Origin of the sequence: Bradyrhizobium sp. AZCC 1693 (assembly GCF_036924745.1) — a bacterium.
Classification (GTDB): Bacteria; Pseudomonadota; Alphaproteobacteria; order Rhizobiales; family Xanthobacteraceae; genus Bradyrhizobium.
This window is the reverse complement of the sequence record NZ_JAZHSD010000001.1, coordinates 162756-180332: the sequence shown is the minus strand read 5'-3', so window position 1 is coordinate 180332 and position 17577 is coordinate 162756. Positions and strand designations below refer to the sequence as shown.

Sequence of the window (17577 nt, the reverse complement as noted above, 5' to 3'; positions counted from 1 at the left end):
CCTTCGAGGAGAGCCATGAAGCCATATCGCGCCGGCACCGGATTTGTCCGCTGGTCATCCCTTCTCGGCCGGGCATCGTGGCCTCGAGTGCATGCGATAGCGATCGCGGCCTTGCTGCTCCTGGCGATCGGCGCAAGTGCCGCGCCGGCAGCGCCGAGTTCCGCGTCGGCAGCTTCGACTGCTCGCGTCTATCTTCTCCGCGGCGTGCTCAATATCTTCTCACTGGGCCTGGATGACATTGCGGCGCAACTGCGGGCGCAGGGCATCCCGGTCACGGTCGCAAACTTCGCCTCCTGGTCGTCGCTCGCCGACGAAGCGGCCGCCGAATACAAGAGCGGCAGGATCAAGACGATCATTCTGGTCGGGCATTCCTCGGGTGCGACCGCGCTACCCGACATGGTCGCCAGACTGGATCAGCTTGGCGCTCCCGTGACGCTGGCAATCGGCCTGGATTCGGTGTTCCGCACCAGGCTCTCGGGGCGCGTGGGACGCTACGTCAACTTCTACATCGCCAACGGCAATGGCGAGCCGGTTGCGAAGACCGCGCAATTCCAGGGCAAGCTTGAGAATATCAATGTACAGAACGTGCCTGGCGTCGGGCACATGTCCATCGAAAAGAACCAGATCATGCAGCGGAAGGTGATCAGCGAGATCGATGCCGTCGTTTTCGGCCGATCGGCACCAGCCGCAGGAGCCCAGAAGCCGCGGCAGGCTGGAGCGGCAAGCGCGGTGCGATCTGGGACGGCGAACACTGCGGCGGTACGCCAGTAGCGTGACCGGCCCGGTTCCAAGGCAGTCGTCGAAGGCAAGAGTGCCGCAAATTCTGCCCATTCTTCGACGATAGATCACCCGCAGAGCGCTGGGTGGTGTTGGGGTGTGCTTTTACAATTGGAATTGCGGGTAGAACGCGCATGAGCAGTCCGACGCAGGTTGCGGCGGTGGCGATCTGGGCGGCTCTTTCCGCCTTCTCGTTCAGTTGCAATCTGACGCACGCCGGTCCGGTCGCGCCGTCGTCCGACGCTGCCGCAACGAGCGCCCCCCTCGCCCCGCCAGTTGCGACCCCGCCGCAGGCGCGCGTCTACCTGTTCCGGGGCGCACTCGGTCCGATCTTTTCGCGCGGGATGGACCGCCTGACCAAGCGTCTCGAAGAAGCCGGCATCCGGGCCGACGTCTACGAATTCACCATTTGCCGGCTGATCGCCGATCAGGCCATCCGCGATTTCCGCGAAAATGCCGCTCCGATCGTCTTGATCGGTCATTCGATGGGCGGACTTTGCGCGTTGACGTTCGCGGAGATACTGAAGTCCGAAAACATCCCGGTAAGCTTGGTGGTCACCATTGATCCGGCCCACGCAAGCCCGAAGGTGCCGCTGAACGTCGAGCGTTTCATCAACATTTTCCTGTCCGACAGTGTATTGGGCGGCGGCGATGTGGTGGCGGAGCAAGGCTACCAGGGTCACTACGCAAGCTTCGATTTGAAGCAGCACGAGGAAATCACTCACATCAACATCGACAAGCAGGACTCCATCCACGAGCAATTGGTGACAGCGATTGCACAGCTTGCGACGACGCCTTTGCCGGCCAAAGGAGAGGCGCTCCCGCTGCGCTACGTCGTTCCTCCAGATGCCCCGCTTGAGCTGTGGGACAGCGGCACGCCGCAATCCGCCCGTTCGGGCGATACCTTGCAGCGGCTCGCGGCACTTAACCATGTGCCGCTGTGGTCACTTACCCAGGTCAATCAGTACTCGGAGAGTGCACCGCTCTCACAAGGCCAGCGCGTTTTGGTTCCGCGCCGTCTTATTTCACCTGTTGCAACATCAGTGGCGTCGCGCCCGAAACGGTAGCTTGGGGAAAGGCGTCAGGAGGGCCGCAGGAACGGAATCAGCATCGGAACGCGACGGCAATACGATCCATAGGCTTCCGCACCGAGTTCCGCCGTGAGGAAGCCTTCCTCCATGCGGGCCTTCAACCCCATCCCGAGCGAGATCAGCGCCGCACCCAGCATCGCGGTCACGGTTCCGACCGCGATACCCGTGACCAGCATCCCCGCGATAAGGCCCGTATAGATCGGGTGGCGCACAAGACCATAGGGGCCGGTGTCGATGACCTGATGGCCTTCCTTGTGCGTGATCGCGTTCGACCAGAAACGTCCGAGGTGAATTCTCCCCCACCACGTGAACGAGATCCCCGCAAGGACAAGGCACGCGAGCACGTAGACGCCAACGCTGCCAAACTGCCAGAGCGGCTTTTCTCCCAGGACCTTGCCAGTCAATGGCAAGAAAAGAATTGCCCCTGCGAGAATGGGGAAGCGGTACTTGAGCGAGTCCCAAGTCATCACGTGTTTCTTGGTTTGACCGGACCAGAACGACGCCAAAACCCAACTGATGACCCACAAAATCCAGATGATGGCGAGCAACTGGGTGGGCCAGGCAGTGGTCCAGCCACTCAAGGCGGACGCCAACCATTGACCGGGATCGTGCAGCATGTCGCGGACCTTTAGTGGGCGATTGGATCAACCGCCAAGCCGGCGCTCGATGTGAAACGATCGAGCGCGACTACCCGGCGTTGAGCTCGATTCAGGCTGATGGTGGCCAGCATCAAGCAGATGCGCAATGGTTTCCCGCAGCACAGGCTCGACGGGGCCCGGCGCATAGCCCAACTCTCGTTGTGCTTTCTCGATCGACAAGGCCCCCGCCCGCAGTGCGATACGAACGCCTTCGGCCGTACCCGATGGAGGGCGGTGCGTCACGCGATCGGCGATGAACTCCAGCGTTGCCGTGACCATTTCCGCGACCTTGCCGTTCACTTGAATGCACCGGACGCGACGACCGCTGATCTCAGCCATGAGTTCGAGAACCCGTCTCAGCGGCATGCTTTCGCCACCGAGAACGTAGCGATGTCCGGCGTGTCCGCGCTCCATGGCAAGGATCAGCCCTTCGGCGGCGTCGCGCACATCGACGAGGTTCACGACAAAATCAAGATGCAATTGAAGACGTCGGCTGAGAAAATACCGGAGCATCGCCGTCGGCGGGGTAACGTTGTGGTCGTAAGGCCCGACGGGCATGGTGGGACAGCCGATGATCACCGGGTATCCGGATGCGGTCGCCTGCATGGCGAACTGGTCCGCGAGCATTTTCGAGCGCGTGTATGGACCCGGCATGTCGTCCGGCAGGAACGCATCGTCGACGACAGGAACCATCGATGGCGAGGCACGGAACAGAATGGATTCCGTCGAGCAGTGCAGGACGCGCTTTATGCCGCGCTTGCGCGCCGTCTCTATGACGATCTCGGTGCCACCGAAATTGACGGTGTGAAAATCGTCCTTTCGCGGCACCCACATCCCCGGCAGGCCGGCCAGGTGATAGACCTCGTCGACCCCGTCCATCGCGCGGTTGACCAGATCCCGATCAAGCACCGATCCCCTGACATACTCAACCTGCGGCAACGCGCGAGGAGGTGACTGAAGATCGAGCACCCTCACCTGCCGACCTCGCGCTATCAGCGCCGAGACGAGGTGCTTTCCGATGAATCCACTGCCGCCTGTGACCAGTATACGTGTCATGCTACGGGTGCGCTCAAGCTGAACTATTCGAGATCAAGATGCAGCACCTTGCGGATGCCCTTGGATGATGATGGCGAGATCGTGCCGGAAGCCCAGCGCGATAAACAGCTTCGCCATGACAAACATTGGTCCGAGCAACAGGTGGGTCGGGTTGTCGACCAGCGCCGGCTGCCGTCGCTCGAACACGCGGTGCCCAACAATCTGCGATGCGACCCCAACGACAATCAGGATGGCCGTAAGTGACCACATGCCAGCAGTCGTCGCATGACTAACGATCACGGCAGCGACTGAGAGCAACACGATTGCGGCCCCAAGGATCGCGGCTCCCAGCGCGAAGTCGAGCAGGAACCAGTATATGAGCACCGGTACGACAGCGATGGTCGCCGCGCTGGTTTGGAACCCGAATACGGTGATGGACCACAAGCTGAGCGGAAGAACGGCGGCCAGGAACAAGAACGCGATGCCGAAGACATGCATTGCGCAATTCCACGGATCACGATGGTATTCAACGTAATCCGCAAGCTGCCGCCGAAAATATGAACTCATGCGGTGCTTATCCCTCCTGCTGTGGGCAGACCCAGCGAGACGGGTCAACCAAAAACCCGGCACACCCGCTTCGATGCCGAACTCTCATCAGAGACATAATGGTAGTTAAACTTGTGAATCGCCATCAAGTCAAAGCGCGGCGTGGCATATTAGCCCATCGAGCGCACGAAGGCGCTGCTAGCGTTGGCAAATCATGCAGTAATTCAAGCGACTAACATGGTATAGGGGTCTCGGGAACCGCCACGCGTTGCGACAATTTTTCCCGCAGGATTGCCATTCGACCAAGCCGTCATGAACGTTTTGTGAGTGCAGGCGCGATGGAGCCATAAAGGAGCGCACGCCGCTGGGCGCCTTTACTCCGACACTATATGCGCCTGTCGCCAGGCGGCCGGTGGCGCTCCAACCGTCTGTCAAACGCACGATTGAAGGCGACCAGGTAACCCATCGCCTCTGCGACGTGGGCGGGCCGCGCCCGGAAGCCTTCATCCTTCGAGAAGCGCGCCATGCGCGCTGCTCAGGATGAAGCTCAGGATCCTCAATTCGTGATCTTGTACCCCGTCGCCTTCACGATCGGCTGCCAGAATGCGGTGTTGGCGGCGAGCACCTCGGTCAGGCCTTCGGGGGTCGAGCCGACCGGGATCAGGCCGATCGCGAGCAGCTTCTCCTTGACCTCGGGCTTGGCGAGCGCGGCGGCGGCCGCTTCGCTCAGTTTCTTCGCGAAATCGGATGAAGCCCCCGCCGGCAGCCACATGCCGTACCAGGCGTCCGCCACCAGATCGACGCCGCTCTCCTTCAGGGTCGGGGCATCGGGCAGGAACGGCGAACGGGCCGCGCTGCCGACCGCGAGAATCCGGATGTTGCCGGCGCGATGCTGCGGGATGGCATCGGTCAACGTGGAAATCGCAAACGGCATATGGCCGCCGACGAGATCGTTGATGATCGGCGCGCTGCCACGATAGGCCACGCGCGTCAGCTTGATGCCCAGCGCCTGCTCGAGCCGCGATCCGCTAAAATGCGGAATGGTGCCGTTGCTGGGCACGCCGAACGTGGCCTGGTCCGGATTGGCTTTCAGCCAGGCGACGAATTGCTTGAAGTCCTTGACCTCGGCCGGGACGGCCGTGCCGACGAAGACACAGAACTCGAAGCGCGCGAGTTGGCCGACCGGAACGAAATCCTTGGCCGAATCGAAACTCGGCGTCGTCTCGACCATCGGCAGCAGATACATCGTCGGTCCCGTGGTGACCAGAATGGTGGTGCCGTCGGGATTGGCCCCCTTCACCGCCTTGATGCCGATCAGCCCGTCGCCACCGGTGCGGTTCTCGACGATGACGTTGCGGTCGAGCAAGGGAGCGATGTGCTGCGCCAGCAAGCGGCACAGCGCGTCGCCGCCGCCGCCGGCCGCAAAGGGAAAGATGATTTTGGTCAGCGGGCCCGATTGCGCCAGCGCCTGGCCCGTCAATGCGGCCAATGAGCATGCGGCGCTTCCGGCGAGAAAATCTCGGCGTTTCATCTTATTCCTCCGAACTCTTTAGTTGTTGATCAGCCCGCGCCGCTGAAGCGCCACGCGTCAGGCCAGCACCGTTTCGACTACGGTCATAATTCCGATCGCGACGGTGGCAAGACCCACCGCCCCCTGCAGGGCGCGATTGGCCCAGGTGAGCCAGCGGGCGGAGACCGCAAGCGGCACCGCGATCACCGTCGACAGCGCGCCCATGCCGATCATCGAGCCTATCCCGAACAGTGCGATATAGCCGAGCCCGGCGGCAGGGCTGGAGGCCTGCGTGACCGTCAGCACCAGCAGCGCGGCGGAGCCCGCCATGCCGTGCATCAGGCCGACCAGCAGGGTCCGCCAGCGGAAGCCATGTTGGTGGGCATGGGCCGCACGGGCATGCGGCCTGGTTTCGCCGGCATGGCTGTGGGCATGGAAATGCACCGTGCCATCGCCATGGCCGTGCTGGTGGAAATGCACGCGGTCGCGCCACAGCCGCCACAGCACATGGGCGCCGAGGCCGACCAGCATCAGACCGACGGCGGTCTCGATCGGGCGGGCAATGCCCTCAGGGATCGCGCGGCCGAGCAGGATGGCCGCGCCGGCAAAGATGAACAAGGTAAGCGTGTGGCCGAGCCCCCAGGTCAGCCCGTGCTTGACGATATCGGCGACATGGCTGCGGCGCGCGGCGATGCTGGAGACGGCGGCGATGTGATCGGCCTCGAGCGCATGCTGCATGCCCAGCAAAAACCCCAGCCCCAGAATTCCGAACATACGCCCCCTGCTACCCGCTGTATCAGTTGAAGTTCAGCTCGAAGATGAACTTCTGATTTTGATGTTGACGCGCTTTCTTCACGCGAACCGGTGCCCATCGACGGATCAAGTCCAAGGGCATGCTTTCGCTTGAAACGCCATGAAATACCAGTTGGAAGCCTTTGTCAGGTCAAGACTTCATCGAACAGGCTCTTCATCGACGCCCAGGAGCGGCGGTCGGCCTGTTCGTTGTACAAGGCGGCGCGCATCATCGAGCCGTCGGCGGCCGGGTTGGTGAAACCGTGCAGCGTGTTGCCGTAGGCGATGACCTGCCAGTCCTTCACGCCGCCGATGCGCATCTCGTTCTCGAAATCGGCGACCTGTTCCGGCGGCGCCAGGGGATCGTCGACCCCGGTGCAGACCAGCACGCTGGCCTTCACCTGTCCCGGTTGGGCCGGCATTTTAGTCGCCAGCACGCCGTGGAAACTGACCACCGCCTTCAGGTCCGCGCCCTCGCGCGCCAGCTCCAGCACCACCGACCCGCCAAAACAGAAACCGATCGCCGCCAGCCGGCCCGCATCGACCTGCGGCAGCGCGACGAGCGTAGCTAGTGCGGCACGGCCGCGGGCGCGGAGTTTTTCCGGCTCGGCGCGAAGACCGCCGACAAGGCTTGCGACTTCCTGCAGATTGGACGCCTGCCGCCGATCGCCGAACATGTCGGCGGCCAGCGCGACATAGCCGAGACCGGCAAGCCGGCGCGCGCGCTCCATCGTGAATTCACCGAGCCCGAGCCCTTCGTGAAATACAGCGACGCCCGGCCGCCGCTCGGCGGCGTTCTCGTCAAGCGCGAGATAGCCGCGCAAACTGGTTTCGCCGCAGCGGTAATCGATGTCGCGCGCCTGCATGAAATTCTGTGATCCTTCAAATGATAACGTGCCGGAACTTCACATCTGTCCGGAGATCGCACAACCGAAATCGAAAAGCCGCGCCCTTCCGGTCTTCGGCATCACGGCCGTTTGACTCCCCACAATAAGGCCGGCACCGCGGCTGCCATTGCCACCTCCCCGGTTGGCGGCGACGAAGACGCCCGCCGCAACGGTTTTGTGTGCATCCCCGGCACCTGGTTCCGCGGCGAGGATGGCCGGCGGCATCTCTGCCAGTAGGGCGATTGCGAATCGGGTTCGAAGAAGGCGGCTGAAAAGGCCGCCTTTTCCATGCAGGAGCCGTGAAAGCCGTTCTTGAGGTTCTGGCCCTTTGCGACCAAGTCTGATATTCGACCCGCCGAAGATCGGACCACGTGGCGGGATACTTCATCTCGCCGATCGCTCCAATTCGCCGGTTTAGCTCAGCGGTAGAGCAGCGGTTTTGTAAACCGAAGGTCGGGAGTTCAATCCTCTCAACCGGCACCATTCAAAGAGCATCGGGCCGCCCGCTCCCTCGAACAGGCGCCGCTAATCAGCAGGATCGTCTACGTCTCCGACCGGCCGCCGGTTCGCGTTGTCGGCGCGCTATTCTTGCCCAACACAAATCCGCGCGAGCGTTACTCTGCTTCAGGCAATCGCCTGCGGTCGAGCCAAGGCCTATTCAGGCCTCCACCCTTGGCATTTCCACGGAAAGTTGTTGGAGGAGCACCATCTCTGCCGATTTCCCCAGGCGCGGACTTGAATAGGGATCGAGCGACGCTTTCCGTTTGCATACCCGCTTTACGCGCAGCTGCAATCCGAACGCCTGTAGAATAGTCAGGACAGTCGTAAATTCGGGCGAACGATCGCCCATAAACGAGCGGTAGAGACGTGTTCGGCCGATCTGTATCCGTCGCGCGAACTCAGCAACATTCTCCTGGGCTCGGATGATCTCACCGAAGGTAGAACAAATGGCACGAAGATCAGATGTTTCGAGGGCAGGGTTGAGGAGCTCGGCAACTCCCGCCGGAGTCCTGTAACGCAAATGGCCATGCACCGGGTATTCAGGACTGTATCTTTCGATCGCGGATGTTGGCGATTGCACTGTAACCAGCCTCATGCGGAGTGCCGTAATCACCTTCGTCACTGTGGAAAGCCGCGGCCCCCTCTCCGACACAAAAGCCCCGTAGAGATGTGCCCGCTCTATTCCAGATGCATTGGCGATCGTCGTGACATTTTGGGCCCGGACTGCTTCACCGAGGGCTAGGCAAACCTGACGACCATCGGTGGTTTGAAACGCCTGATTTAAGAATTTTTCAAGCTGAGCCGTACTGGCGTATTGAGAGCGATGCGCCGTCTTGGCCATCTGGTGCCATCCGGGTCTGCACTCACGGGGCGCAATCAGAAACAGCCATCCAGAGGCCGAAAAACCTCTGGCCGGGCATGGCCAGAGGTTTCGGAGGTATTTCTGAAGATGCTGGTGCGCTTCTCCATGAGCGGCCGCCAAGGAATTTGCCGGCTACTGATCGAATATTACTTTATAAAATTACCTTAGTAAATAACGTTTTCATTGCTTTGATGTTTTCCAGTTTTTTTGTGTGGCACTCAGAATCCTCTCTCGCTCCATGAGGCTCTCACGCCGTCAGGTCAGAATGCCCCGCTCTCAGTGAGACCGCCTGCTCCGCTTGTTCGAATCAACGACTGCGGCCTGGCTCGAGCGATGATCGAAGAAGGGATTCGCGTCGCAAAACGACGCCCCGCCTCCCGATGCCGTCGCCAAACACTGGAACCTGCACTCCCCGACCGTATTGGGCCAGAACTCACCATTGATGCAAAACGGATAGTCCCGCGCCTCAACGGTCGCAGACGTCATTCCGAGGCAAAAATCACGGCAACTGCCGCGAGGCACGCATTTGATTATCTCCACCTGTGCGATGTATGTCTCAAAACGAAATGGACGGGCTCTCGTCTTAGCCACAATCGATTCTGGCGCACGGACTTGCGAAGGGGAGCATCAAAATGAAAACCCCCAGCGGTTTTCCGCTGGGGGCTCTGTTGCAGTAGTGATCGAGAGATCAGGATCAGAAGTTACGCTGAGCGCGAATGTTCAGGAACACGGTGCTCTGGTCCCGGAACTCGTAGGTCGTGTTCGGCTTCGGGCTGGTCGCGCCCGGAGAAGCCGTGATCGCACCCGTCATCTTCTGGTCGAGGAAGAACGCGCCGACTTCAGCCGAGAACGTCAGGTTCTTGACGGGAGTCCAACGGGTGACCGCACCCACCTGCGCGACATTGAAGTCCGGGTTGCAGGTGTAGTCAGCACTGAAAGCGCGACCAAATACAGGGGCTGCATAGGCCGCGCAGTAGTTCGCGGTCGCGGTGCCATTGTAGCGGACAGCCGCATAGCTACCCCACAAGCTGGTCGACCAGTAGGGATCCCAGTTGTGGTTGAACGCACCACGGACGCCCCAGGCATCCGTAAGCTCGATCTGACCACCCGGGATGTATACGCCGTCACTGGTGTAGCCAACGCCCAGGCTCTGATAGGCTCCCGGACGGCTGGTACCACCGAACATCGCAAAGCTCGGCGAAGCGCCGCTCGTGGAGATGACGTTCTTCGTGTCACCCTTTGCGTAGGTCGCGTCGATCTTGAAGTCGTCGCCAGGGCCGGTCGGCAGGTTCTTGATCTGCAAGGCAGCCATCACCGAGCCGCCCCACTTCGTGTCGGGATGACCGCTGAGTTCCGAAGCTCCGGTGGGCAGGCCCGCCGATGTTAGCACGTTGTACGAACCACTTACTTCGTGCGCACGAGCCGACACTTGGAACAGACCCCAAGCCTGGTCGACGCGGATGTTGCCGACAATGTCGGGAGCATGCACGCCGGCGTAGGCGTTTGCCGCAATTCCGAGCGTCGAAACCGAACTGGCCGTGGTGGTCGCGAGCGCAGTCGGAGTAGCAGCTGTGGCAGCGTAGGTTTGCAAATATCCGACGCTCGTGCGGCTGTACACGGTCGGTTCATCGAGGCCGATGGTGCCCGACACACCGTTGCCGAACTGAGCGGTGTACTGGATGTTGTTCACACCCGTAACGCTGTCATGGCCGCCCAACAGGTTCGAGTTGTTGTTGCCCGGATAACCGTTCCAAGGCGTCGCGAAAGCCGAAACCGATTTACCGAAGGTGAAGCCAGCGAACTGCAAGAAGAGCTGGTCGACTGCGACGTAGCCAGCGCCAGTGGAGTCAAGCAGGTTCGTGTTGTTGCCCAGGTTAGTCGCGAGCGAGTTCGGATTGAAGGTGTTGTTGCCGAGCGTGCTGAACTGGAAGTTGGCCTGACCGAACGTACGCACCACGCCGTATTCGGTCGCGGTACGGGTATCAACCAACAGCGACATACGAGAACGGGCAGCGAAGTAATCACGGTAGCGGTTGCCCTGACCGATATCACCGTTCCACGCTGGCGAGCCGTAGATGCCGCCGTTGAATGTGGTGTCGACGCGCAGATAACCACCCAGCTTGATGCAGGTGTCAGTGCCCGGGATATAGAAGAAACCCGCGCCATACAGGGAGCAGATCCTGACGTACTCGACCGCTTTGGCCTTGACGGGAAGATCGGCAGCCTGTGCTCCGCTCAGGGCGACGAGACCCGCCGCTGAGCCGAGAATAAGGCTCTTGATCATAGTCATGTTAAACCTCCAAGTTGCTCTGCCAGGACGAAGACCGGACCTGCGGATTCCCCCAAGACTGGTCCGCCCTCGCCTTTTGAAAACCGCTCAGCCGCTTCGCGTCTTCGGACACACCCGCATGAACGCGAGGGACTTAAGCGAACCACCAGAACGGAACGATTGAGGACCCCCCACCGTCTCAGGAACTATGCATGTGCTAGTTACTTAATCAAAATACTTTATGAACTCAGCTATCTCTATCCTGTTCGACTGTGTCGCGGCGGCAACACCGGCCCGCTCGCGAAATCTTGTTCAAATGACCGTCGTAAAAGATGCCTAATTGGATGGTCTTGTTAGTAAATCAGTTAAGCAGGTTCGTGATCAATCGGAATGAAACAAGCCATGGCACAAGAAGTCCGCAAGGGACCAGACTCGTCGGGGCGCGCCCAACGCGGAGCGTCGAATGAGTCCGGTGGAAAGAATCAGGACGTCGCCCGGCAACTGGCCTGGGAGATCGCCGCTATCAACGTACACCTGCAGGAGATTCGCTATTTCTGGGCAAAAACCCTCGGCATCAGCGGTCCGCAATGGATGATCCTCATGGCATTGGCCGACCTGGACCAGGGCAACGGCGTGCCGGTGAACGTTGTGTCAAAGATGCTCCATGTCGACCCGTCCTTCGTAACGACGCAGTCGAAAATGCTCGAGAAGAAAGGCTTCATGCGCCGAAAGACGTCGCTGGACGACGCAAGGGTTGTGGAGATGTCCCTGACGGACAAAACCTACAAGCACATTGCAAGCTTGGCTTCCGAGCAGGAGGCTCTCAACGACTTCATTTTTGCGGAATTCAGCGAACGCGAGCTCAGTGAGCTCACCGGCAAGCTCGCGCGACTGAAGAATCGTCTCGAAAAGGCCAGCCTGAAGGTGGCGATGGGCATATGAGAGATTTTCGGCGGCGGCCGGTCAACCCGAGACCGATTCGAGACGATCGGCCAGCCAGTCAAAAATGAATTCGTTGGCAAGCGTGGGGTTGTCGCGATGCCCTTGCGCGGCAGCCGTTTCAGAGCTTTTGAAAATCTTTAGTGAGATGTCGGGATGGTCGATCCCGAGCCGTTCGAACAGATCGGTGACGTGATCGGGTTCGAGCCAACCATGCTCGCCCATGGTGATCAGGACCGGGCAGCGGAATCTTCGCCCGGGCAAGCCGCCGTTGGTTGCTTCACTTCCGGCGCAACTCGGCGATAGGCGCTCCATCAGGAAGGCGCGCTCCTGCATATCCCAGATTCCGCCATCGCAAACCACGGCCGCGAACCGGTTGTCGAAAGCGACCCCACGCGCCACAAAGGATGACCCCGAACCGTCGCCCAGGATCGCGATCCTGTGTTGGTCGATATCGTCCCTCGTCGTCAGGTAGTCCATCACGTGGCCGACCGCCGTTTCGAGATCCGGACGGCCCACGACTTTATCGAATTTAGTGCCGGTGCCGGATCCAAGAAGGTCCACCGCCAACAGCGACATTCCGCGGTCGCGGGCGTAGCGTGCCGCCTTGAAGAGGTATTCTTCCTTCCGATGTCCGGGTTCCCCCATGCAGATGATAACCGGCGTTCGATCAGAAGCGGCAGGCGCAGGCAGGAAATAGCCTTCCAGCGCATAATCTTCCAGCCAGGGTATCTCGACGACCTCGCCCGCCGGCGTCAAATGCGCAATGTAGCGGCGGGCGCAGGCGCGCATGGTTCTGAGCACGCTTTGGTGCTCGTTGTCGGCAGCGTCGAATTCGAACGTTGATGCTTGATAGTAATTGATGGCGCGAAGCCAGTTGCTTTGCGCGGTCAGCACATGACCGCGCTCGAACACGGCATTGGCCCGCTCGTTGCTAAGATTGGCGATCCTTATCCATTCTCGATACCACGAATCGCCGCCATCCTTCGGATCAATTCTGCTCGCGGCAAGGAAGCATTCGGAAATCGTCGAACCGCCTTCCTGCGCCGCGCCGAGCAGCCTCATGAACTCGATCGAGAACTCTTCGTGATCGGGCCATTGGACCCAGCCCCCCGGGCCATAATGAACTTTCATACGCGAAACAATCCGGAGCCACTCAATTGATAAAATTAGTTATAGATCATAAATTAATACCCGAAAATGGAACTCGAGCAAGTCGTGCGCCAAGATTACCTCAATCGAAGGTAAATCCGACGAAGCAGGCAGGATCTCACGAACCTTGGAATGGTATGACATCCATTCGCGATGCGCGAAAAGAGCTTATGGGCTCATAGAGGAGCCTAAATTGCTGATTTTTTGTGCTGTTTGCTCGTTTTTAGTGCAGATTTTCCGTAGTTTACGGTACAAAGCTACCAAATGCCGCACGATTGATCTGCCGCAGGGTAGAACACTTGGAGGCACTTGGGAGCTATTTCAGTAGCTGTTCTACCGTGGCTCGGAGGGGGACGTATGCTGTTGAACTGCCCCACCCTCTCTCCCCTTCCCGGTCGGAACCAGCCCTGCCCTCCCACGTTTCCAGGCATGAGAATCCGCGAAGAAAACTGCAATATGGTTCTGCTCGCCGTCGTCACCTTGTTCACGGTGGCGATCGCGGGTGGCGCCAGTTTGGTGGGACCGACGGAAAAGAAGGCGGCCAATCTCGCCGATCGGTCGACTGCTCGCGCGCAGCAGGCCCCCTCACCCGACAAGCAGATCATCGACGTCAGCGATCAGCCGCCGGTCCGCGTGGTCGGTGCGCCGTTCGTTCTCAACACCAATCCGCGCGAACGCTGACGTTCATCAGGCCGCTTTCCCCGGATGCTGCACGGCGCGCCGCTGGCATGACTTGCGCGGATTCGAGATTCACATTGTAAGCGTCAGATCCTGACTCGCCGTCGAAGGACACAGCACGGTCCAGGACACTAAAGTCCGACGCGCCATGTGCACGCTGCCGGTCACGAACTGTCACCGTTTTGTCACCTTGCGCGCAAAAGCGCGGCAGTTATCCACGGTTACCTCCCCACCCGCTTGATTCCACAAAAGGCGTTTGATGGAGTGACTTGGGCCGAGGTGTTTCATGAAATGGATGAGGGAACGCGATCTCCTGATCGCGCAGACGATGGCGTTCGTTCAATCGGTGACCGGCAAGCCGCCGGAGGCCGAGAAGACGCCGGAGGCCGAGAAGACGGTCACGACGCCGGTTGCCCTGCTCTCCGTCGAGACATCCGAAACCACCCGTGCGACCGCGGGCCTTCCCGACATTAAGTTTCTCCCGGCGGAGACGCCGCCCGTTGCCCGGGCGCCAAAAGAAGCATCACGAGACATATCAAGAGAAGCACCTAAGGAAATGCCGCGGGAGACACCGAGGCCGGCCCCTCCGGCGCGTCCCGATCTGCGGGAAGATTTCCAGTCCGAGATCAGGGCGCGGGTCGCCAATTTCCGCGCCCATCAGGAGCGGTTCAACCGCGAGCGCGAGGCCTATTGCAGCGCGACCATGGCGAAGGTCCACGCGGCCCTCAAAGAAGGCGAGCAGCCGACGCGGCCGGGCAAGTAAACCCAGGCAGACCCAGCGCGCAAAACCGCGCTTCCCCAGCATCCGCACGATGTTCAGAGCCAGTTCAGAACCAGGCGTAGACCAGCGCCATGTTGGCCGCGCAGGCGACCAGCAGGCAGACGGACAGCGTGAGTTGGACACGCTCGCAGGAGATCTGGAGGCTCGTTCTCATGGCCGGAAACATCCGGCGATTCTGGCGGTCGAGTCTCGGGGATTCTTTTTTCCGGGATTTACGACTCGTTAAAGACTCAGAGACTCCACGAAAATGGGCCGAAACGAGCCAATTTGCTCCCGAAACGGCCTGTCGAATGACGGCATGGCAGCCAAGCCTGAAACCCGGACCCAGCTTCCGCGTTGATCGTTTTTACGGAGCCGACCATGCCCTACGCGCTGTTCTCAAACGATGCCAAGCTGAGCAAGGCCTATCCCACCGCGGCCGACGTCTGGAAGATTGCCCAGAAGAGCGGCCTCGTGGTGGATGTCGTTTCCGAGCAAGACAGCACCGCCCCTCGCCCGGTGCTGGACCATGATTACGAGATCAAACCGTGCCAGCTCGAGCCGCATGAAGACCCGGCCCGAAACAAGGCCGAGGCCGAGCGCGAAGCGCAGACGGAGTTGCAGTTGGCGTCGTAAGGGCGAGAACGGCCGGGCGGGCAAACCCCGGGCGGACAAACAAAGGCTCTGCAGATGGGTCCCGTTCGCCGGGAACGACATCCGAGGCGGTAAATCGGTTTTACGGCGTCGCCGAGGCCAGCGATGCCTGTTCCGCAGCCAGAGTGACACAGGCCTTGCGCCGCTGCAGTCCCCTGATCGCACCGGTTACCTTGCGCACCTTGCCGGCCCCGCAGGAGGGATCCTGCACGAAGGCGACTTCATAGGGAGCAAGGATGAGCGGTTCGGATTTCAGGACAGTTTGGGCAAGGCACGGAGACGCCGCCGCGGAAAAGATCAGCCCTAACGCAAAAACACGCATGTTCGTTGTCCCACCAGCCGGCCGGAACCATAATATCGGATCGTGACGAAAAGTTGCATGCAGCGCGAAATTTTTTTCGCACGCGCCAAAAAATCAGCCGAGGCGCGCTCGCCTCGACGTTCCTCAAGAAAAGGCCGGCGTGAAGCCGGCCTTTGCACGTGTCGATACCAAAATCGGTATCAATATTTGCCTCCAGCAGGTCCACCCCAGCCGAACCGGTAGTTCACGCCGACCTTGGCGGTGTGCTCGTCGTTGCGGAAGTTGCGGCCGGCGATATCGGCAGGACCGGACGTGAAGGTGGTGTCGCCGAAATTGTAATACTGGTACTCGGCCTTGGCCGACCAGTTCGGTGCGAACATGTACTCCAGGCCGCCGCCGACAGTGTACCCGTCCTTGTGGTTGCCGTTGGTGGTGAAGCCCACCGGCACGCCGGCCACCGACACCCCGAGAGCGTTGCCGTCGCGCCAGGCGTAACCGCCCTTGGCGTAGAGCAGCGCCGGACCCCAGGTGTAGCCGAGCCGGCCGGTCACCGAGCCGAGCTGGTCGGTGTTTGATGTCACGAGGGTGCCGCCCGGAAACAGGACGCCATTATTATTGTTGTTCGGCAGCCAGCTGTACTGGGCTTCGGCGCCCATTACCCAGTTCGGCGCGAACTGATAGTCAAAGCCGCCCTGCACGCCGCCGAGGAAGCGGGCGTCGCTGCCCTGCAGCGAGTTGTCGCCCGCGAAGGCGCCCCCGACATGGCCGCCGACATAAAATCCGGTCCAGTTATAGACCACCTGAGGCGCGGTGTAGGCAGGCGCCTTGGTGTAGGGGCGCGGCGGCAGGTCAGCCGCGAAAGCTGGAGCCGCCATGGCGGCCAGCGCGGCGGCGCCGAGCAGGAACTTCTTCATATCACTTTCCCCGTTACGCACGTTGCGGATACCAATCCAAACAACGTGACTTCATTTAGGTTGCTTTGCGGCATATGCCCCGCGACCCGATGGCGCGCCACTGTGACGGCACAGCAACAAAACGTTTTAGTTCCTCGCACGTAAGGCTTTTTCCTCCGTTAAGGAGGTGGTTTCCCGCTTAGTTGATGTCCGGGATGACTAAAGCAAGGTTCAACCCTCGCCGAAAAGTGATCCGATTTCGTTCACGGTTCCGTCTCGGGAACACCGCAATGCAGCCCCGCCGGCAAGTTTCGCGGCTCGCCGGCGGGACCAGGCTCTCTTCAAGCGCGCGCCACTTCGATGACGGCGTCGGCGAAGGCCTGCGGCGCCTCCTGCGGCAGGTTATGTCCGATGCCGCCGGTGATGAGGCGGTGGGCATATTTGCCGGAAAACTTCCTGGCGTAGACCTTGGGGTCCGGATGCGGCGCGCCATTGGCGTCGCCTTCAAGGGTGATGGTGGGCACGGCGATGGCGGGGAATTCGGCCAGCCGCTTTTCCAGTTCGTCGTATTTCGCCTCGCCGGGAGCGAGACCAAGCCGCCAGCGATAGTTGTGGATCACGATGGCGACTGGTCGGGGTTGTCGAAGGACGCCGCGCTGCGCTCGAAGGTGGCGTCATCGAAATTCCACTTGAGGCGAGCTGCCAGATCAGTAGCCGGCGACCACGCTTCGTCGATCTTCAGCGCATCCATCAGGGCGATGACGTCGGTGGCGAGCGCGCCCTGCTGGCCGTTGCGCGGCGTATCGTCCGAGAGGAAGCGCGTCGTGCCGTAGCCGCGCAGCCAGGGCGCGATCACCCGGAAGCCCGCTGACGCCAGCACCGGGACGACGTCGGCGAAGGCATAGATGTCGTAGGGCCAGCCGTGCAGGAGGATGACGACGGGACCGTCGGCGGGCCCGGCTTCGGCATAACCGATCGTGAGCACGCCGGCCTCGATCTGTTTCAGCGCGGCAAACGAGGTGTGGGCGCCCGGCCTGACTGCGCCGGCGCCGGGCTTGGCGTCGCCGGACTGCGCGAAGAGGGCGACGCTCATGGCGAACGGTGCAGCCGCAAGCGTTATGGCGGCGGTGCCAAGGAAACGGCGGCGGCCTGGGTCAATGGGCTGGGACATGGATCTCACTCTGGTTCTTTATCTTATACGATTATATCGTATGCGATCTAAATAGCCAGCAACACCATGTCAAACCCTTCCGGTCGACGCGGCATCACACTCTCGTGTGGCGGCCAGGATG

At 60.8% G+C, this 17577-nt stretch carries 18 protein-coding genes, 1 tRNA gene and 1 pseudogene; 7 read left to right on the top strand and 13 right to left on the bottom strand.

Going from position 1 to position 17577, the window contains the following annotated elements:
• Positions 1-15: 15 nt before the first annotated feature.
• Complete coding sequence (locus V1293_RS00880) at positions 16-771, top strand: hypothetical protein (protein WP_334505874.1); 756 nt, start codon at positions 16-18, stop codon at positions 769-771.
• Positions 772-911: 140 nt separating this feature from the next.
• The gene (locus V1293_RS00875) at positions 912-1844 is read left to right on the top strand and encodes an alpha/beta fold hydrolase (RefSeq protein ID WP_334505872.1); all 933 of its coding nucleotides are present in this window, start codon (positions 912-914) and stop codon (positions 1842-1844) included.
• Between the two features lie 14 nt (positions 1845-1858).
• On the opposite strand, the gene V1293_RS00870 is transcribed toward V1293_RS00875, so the two are convergent.
• The 6 genes from V1293_RS00870 to V1293_RS00845 all read right to left on the bottom strand — a co-directional run bounded on the left by V1293_RS00870 (position 1859) and on the right by V1293_RS00845 (position 7255).
• The gene (locus V1293_RS00870) at positions 1859-2485 is read right to left on the bottom strand and encodes a methyltransferase family protein (RefSeq protein ID WP_334505870.1); all 627 of its coding nucleotides are present in this window, start codon (positions 2483-2485) and stop codon (positions 1859-1861) included.
• A 27-nt stretch (positions 2486-2512) separates the two neighbouring features.
• Positions 2513-3562, bottom strand: a complete 1050-nt coding sequence (locus V1293_RS00865) for an NAD-dependent epimerase/dehydratase family protein (protein ID WP_334505868.1) — start codon at positions 3560-3562, stop codon at positions 2513-2515.
• 33 nt (positions 3563-3595) lie between these two features.
• On the bottom strand, positions 3596-4108 hold the full coding sequence (locus V1293_RS00860; RefSeq protein ID WP_334505866.1) for an Mpo1 family 2-hydroxy fatty acid dioxygenase: 513 nt from the start codon (positions 4106-4108) through the stop codon (positions 3596-3598).
• Between the two features lie 535 nt (positions 4109-4643).
• Positions 4644-5618 (bottom strand): Bug family tripartite tricarboxylate transporter substrate binding protein, encoded by a 975-nt coding sequence (locus tag V1293_RS00855; protein WP_334505864.1) that lies wholly within the window; start codon positions 5616-5618, stop codon positions 4644-4646.
• Positions 5619-5675: 57 nt separating this feature from the next.
• A complete protein-coding gene (locus V1293_RS00850; RefSeq protein WP_334505862.1) occupies positions 5676-6371 on the bottom strand; it encodes a HoxN/HupN/NixA family nickel/cobalt transporter in 696 nt (231 codons plus the stop codon).
• A 164-nt stretch (positions 6372-6535) separates the two neighbouring features.
• Complete coding sequence (locus tag V1293_RS00845; RefSeq protein WP_334505860.1) at positions 6536-7255, bottom strand: dienelactone hydrolase family protein; 720 nt, start codon at positions 7253-7255, stop codon at positions 6536-6538.
• A 429-nt stretch (positions 7256-7684) separates the two neighbouring features.
• Between V1293_RS00845 and V1293_RS00840 the strand changes: the two genes are divergently transcribed.
• Positions 7685-7759, top strand: a tRNA-Thr gene (locus tag V1293_RS00840).
• Between the two features lie 175 nt (positions 7760-7934).
• Here the strand turns inward: V1293_RS00840 and V1293_RS00835 are convergent.
• The 3 genes from V1293_RS00835 to V1293_RS00825 form a co-directional block, all read right to left on the bottom strand.
• On the bottom strand, positions 7935-8618 hold the full coding sequence (locus V1293_RS00835; protein WP_334505858.1) for an addiction module antidote protein: 684 nt from the start codon (positions 8616-8618) through the stop codon (positions 7935-7937).
• A 297-nt stretch (positions 8619-8915) separates the two neighbouring features.
• A complete protein-coding gene (locus V1293_RS00830; protein WP_334505856.1) occupies positions 8916-9125 on the bottom strand; it encodes a DUF3551 domain-containing protein in 210 nt (69 codons plus the stop codon).
• A 208-nt stretch (positions 9126-9333) separates the two neighbouring features.
• Positions 9334-10929, bottom strand: a complete 1596-nt coding sequence (locus V1293_RS00825) for a porin (RefSeq protein WP_334505854.1) — start codon at positions 10927-10929, stop codon at positions 9334-9336.
• A gap of 381 nt (positions 10930-11310) precedes the next feature.
• Here V1293_RS00825 and V1293_RS00820 point away from each other — a divergent pair, with 381 nt between their 5' ends.
• Entirely contained in the window at positions 11311-11850 is a 540-nt protein-coding gene (locus tag V1293_RS00820; RefSeq protein WP_334505853.1) for a MarR family winged helix-turn-helix transcriptional regulator, read from the top strand.
• A 21-nt stretch (positions 11851-11871) separates the two neighbouring features.
• On the opposite strand, the gene V1293_RS00815 is transcribed toward V1293_RS00820, so the two are convergent.
• A complete protein-coding gene (locus V1293_RS00815; protein WP_334505852.1) occupies positions 11872-12912 on the bottom strand; it encodes an alpha/beta hydrolase family protein in 1041 nt (346 codons plus the stop codon).
• Positions 12913-13455: 543 nt separating this feature from the next.
• On the opposite strand from V1293_RS00815, the gene V1293_RS00810 reads away from it, so the two are divergent.
• From V1293_RS00810 to V1293_RS00795, 3 genes are all read left to right on the top strand, one after another.
• Complete coding sequence (locus V1293_RS00810; protein ID WP_334505850.1) at positions 13456-13680, top strand: hypothetical protein; 225 nt, start codon at positions 13456-13458, stop codon at positions 13678-13680.
• A 283-nt stretch (positions 13681-13963) separates the two neighbouring features.
• Positions 13964-14440 carry a hypothetical protein gene (locus V1293_RS00805; protein ID WP_334505848.1) on the top strand — a complete coding sequence of 159 codons (477 nt, stop codon included), beginning with the start codon at positions 13964-13966 and terminating at the stop codon, positions 14438-14440.
• Between the two features lie 378 nt (positions 14441-14818).
• A complete protein-coding gene (locus V1293_RS00795; protein ID WP_334505844.1) occupies positions 14819-15073 on the top strand; it encodes a hypothetical protein in 255 nt (84 codons plus the stop codon).
• A 100-nt stretch (positions 15074-15173) separates the two neighbouring features.
• On the opposite strand, the gene V1293_RS00790 is transcribed toward V1293_RS00795, so the two are convergent.
• The 3 genes and pseudogenes from V1293_RS00790 to V1293_RS00780 form a co-directional block, all read right to left on the bottom strand.
• Positions 15174-15413 (bottom strand): hypothetical protein, encoded by a 240-nt coding sequence (locus V1293_RS00790; protein WP_334505842.1) that lies wholly within the window; start codon positions 15411-15413, stop codon positions 15174-15176.
• A 179-nt stretch (positions 15414-15592) separates the two neighbouring features.
• Positions 15593-16306 carry an outer membrane protein gene (locus V1293_RS00785; RefSeq protein WP_334505840.1) on the bottom strand — a complete coding sequence of 238 codons (714 nt, stop codon included), beginning with the start codon at positions 16304-16306 and terminating at the stop codon, positions 15593-15595.
• A gap of 320 nt (positions 16307-16626) precedes the next feature.
• Positions 16627-17456: pseudogene (locus V1293_RS00780) on the bottom strand (alpha/beta fold hydrolase).
• Between the last annotated feature and the right edge of the window lie 121 nt (positions 17457-17577).

Excerpts from the sequence above, each read along its gene's own strand:
- V1293_RS00880 (WP_334505874.1), top strand. The coding sequence starts at position 16 with ATGAAGCCATATCGCGCCGGCACCGGATTTGTCCGCTGGTCATCCCTT.
- V1293_RS00875 (WP_334505872.1), top strand. The coding sequence starts at position 912 with ATGAGCAGTCCGACGCAGGTTGCGGCGGTGGCGATCTGGGCGGCTCTT.
- V1293_RS00870 (WP_334505870.1), bottom strand. The coding sequence starts at position 2,485 with ATGCTGCACGATCCCGGTCAATGGTTGGCGTCCGCCTTGAGTGGCTGG.
- V1293_RS00865 (WP_334505868.1), bottom strand. The coding sequence starts at position 3,562 with ATGACACGTATACTGGTCACAGGCGGCAGTGGATTCATCGGAAAGCAC.
- V1293_RS00860 (WP_334505866.1), bottom strand. The coding sequence starts at position 4,108 with ATGAGTTCATATTTTCGGCGGCAGCTTGCGGATTACGTTGAATACCAT.
- V1293_RS00855 (WP_334505864.1), bottom strand. The coding sequence starts at position 5,618 with ATGAAACGCCGAGATTTTCTCGCCGGAAGCGCCGCATGCTCATTGGCC.
- V1293_RS00850 (WP_334505862.1), bottom strand. The coding sequence starts at position 6,371 with ATGTTCGGAATTCTGGGGCTGGGGTTTTTGCTGGGCATGCAGCATGCG.
- V1293_RS00845 (WP_334505860.1), bottom strand. The coding sequence starts at position 7,255 with ATGCAGGCGCGCGACATCGATTACCGCTGCGGCGAAACCAGTTTGCGC.
- V1293_RS00835 (WP_334505858.1), bottom strand. The coding sequence starts at position 8,618 with ATGGCCAAGACGGCGCATCGCTCTCAATACGCCAGTACGGCTCAGCTT.
- V1293_RS00830 (WP_334505856.1), bottom strand. The coding sequence starts at position 9,125 with ATGACGTCTGCGACCGTTGAGGCGCGGGACTATCCGTTTTGCATCAAT.
- V1293_RS00825 (WP_334505854.1), bottom strand. The coding sequence starts at position 10,929 with ATGACTATGATCAAGAGCCTTATTCTCGGCTCAGCGGCGGGTCTCGTC.
- V1293_RS00820 (WP_334505853.1), top strand. The coding sequence starts at position 11,311 with ATGGCACAAGAAGTCCGCAAGGGACCAGACTCGTCGGGGCGCGCCCAA.
- V1293_RS00815 (WP_334505852.1), bottom strand. The coding sequence starts at position 12,912 with ATGAGGCTGCTCGGCGCGGCGCAGGAAGGCGGTTCGACGATTTCCGAA.
- V1293_RS00810 (WP_334505850.1), top strand. The coding sequence starts at position 13,456 with ATGGTTCTGCTCGCCGTCGTCACCTTGTTCACGGTGGCGATCGCGGGT.
- V1293_RS00805 (WP_334505848.1), top strand. The coding sequence starts at position 13,964 with ATGAAATGGATGAGGGAACGCGATCTCCTGATCGCGCAGACGATGGCG.
- V1293_RS00795 (WP_334505844.1), top strand. The coding sequence starts at position 14,819 with ATGCCCTACGCGCTGTTCTCAAACGATGCCAAGCTGAGCAAGGCCTAT.
- V1293_RS00790 (WP_334505842.1), bottom strand. The coding sequence starts at position 15,413 with ATGCGTGTTTTTGCGTTAGGGCTGATCTTTTCCGCGGCGGCGTCTCCG.
- V1293_RS00785 (WP_334505840.1), bottom strand. The coding sequence starts at position 16,306 with ATGAAGAAGTTCCTGCTCGGCGCCGCCGCGCTGGCCGCCATGGCGGCT.